Source organism: Vibrio sp. 10N.222.48.A3 (genome assembly GCF_041475345.1).
In the GTDB taxonomy this organism is placed as follows: Bacteria; Pseudomonadota; Gammaproteobacteria; order Enterobacterales; family Vibrionaceae; genus Vibrio; species Vibrio tasmaniensis_A.
In genome coordinates this window covers 1-1,189 of record NZ_JBFRVX010000883.1, presented here as the reverse complement: position 1 = coordinate 1,189, position 1,189 = coordinate 1, and the positions used below count along the sequence as shown (strand labels likewise).

The window sequence follows — 1,189 nt, the reverse complement described above, 5'->3', positions numbered from 1 at the left end:
CTCGTACGCTTTGCCAGAGTTCATCGCGTCAATCGCTTGCTGTGCGTTGGCTTTTAGATCTTCGTGACCAAATAGACGCATCAGCAGAGCAACGTTCACGGCTACTGCGCCAACTTGAGCATCAGTGCCTTTACCCGTAAGGATATCGGTTGTGATGGCTTTGTTCTCTTCTGGCTCGCCGCCCTTGATTGCTTCAAGAGGGTGAGTGTTCAAACCAAAGTCAGCCGGTGTCACTGTGTACTCGTGAATTTTGCCATCTTTGATTTCAGCAACGATCGTCTCGCCGTGAATAGCCACTTCATCGAGGCCGCTACCGTGAACAACCGCAGCACGCTTCATACCCATTTGCAGCATGGTTTCCGCGATAGGGCGTACTAGCTCTTTGCTGTAAACACCCATTAACTCGATGTTAGGGCGAGCAGGGTTAATCAGTGGGCCAAGGATGTTGAAGATAGTGCGTGTTTTCATTGTTTGGCGAACAGGCATCGCGTGACGTACACCGACGTGATATTGCGGAGCAAATAGGAATGCTACGCCAAGTTCGTCGACTGCAGTACGAGTGTCTTCTGCTGTCATCGCTAGGTTAATGCCGAACGAATCCAGTAAGTCAGAAGAACCTGATTTGCTCGATACACTGCGGTTGCCGTGCTTCGCGATTTTTAAGCCACACGCTGCTGCAACGAATGCTGAAGTCGTCGAAATATTAATGGTGTTATGACCATCGCCACCTGTACCCACGATGTCAGCGAAATCGTAATCAGGACGTGGGAACGGGTTTGCATTGGCAAGCAGTGCTTTTGCGGCGCCAGCGATCTCATCGGGCGTTTCGCCTTTGATTTTTAGTGCAGTTAGCGCAGAAGCCATCAAAATTGGGTCTAGTTCGCCCTTGATGATCACATCAAACAGTTGTTGGCTTTCTTCTTGAGTAAGAGACTGTTGTTCGTAAAGTTTATTAATCTGTTCCATGATCGTTTCCTAGTTAGTCTTTTTATCAAGAGTAGAGCTTTTCTCTAGATGAAGAGGTTTATCAAGAGCCCATTCGATAGCGTTCGCTAGAAGCGTTGCACCGTAGGTCGTCATAATCGATTCAGGGTGGAATTGGAATCCACAAACCTTGTCTTGTTCTTGAACTACAGACATTACCAAATCATCGACTTCAGCGGTCACTGTTAGACTATCGGATACATGC

At 47.9% G+C, this 1,189-nt stretch carries 2 protein-coding genes; both read right to left on the bottom strand.

Annotated elements, in window-relative coordinates:
* The coding region (gene trpD, locus AB4653_RS21335) for an anthranilate phosphoribosyltransferase (RefSeq protein ID WP_372105280.1) at positions 1 to 966 on the bottom strand (966 nt) is incomplete at its 3' end.
* 9 nt (positions 967 to 975) lie between these two features.
* Positions 976 to 1,189 (bottom strand): glutamine amidotransferase-related protein (locus AB4653_RS21330; RefSeq protein ID WP_408063586.1); only part of this gene is annotated, 214 nt, incomplete at its 5' end.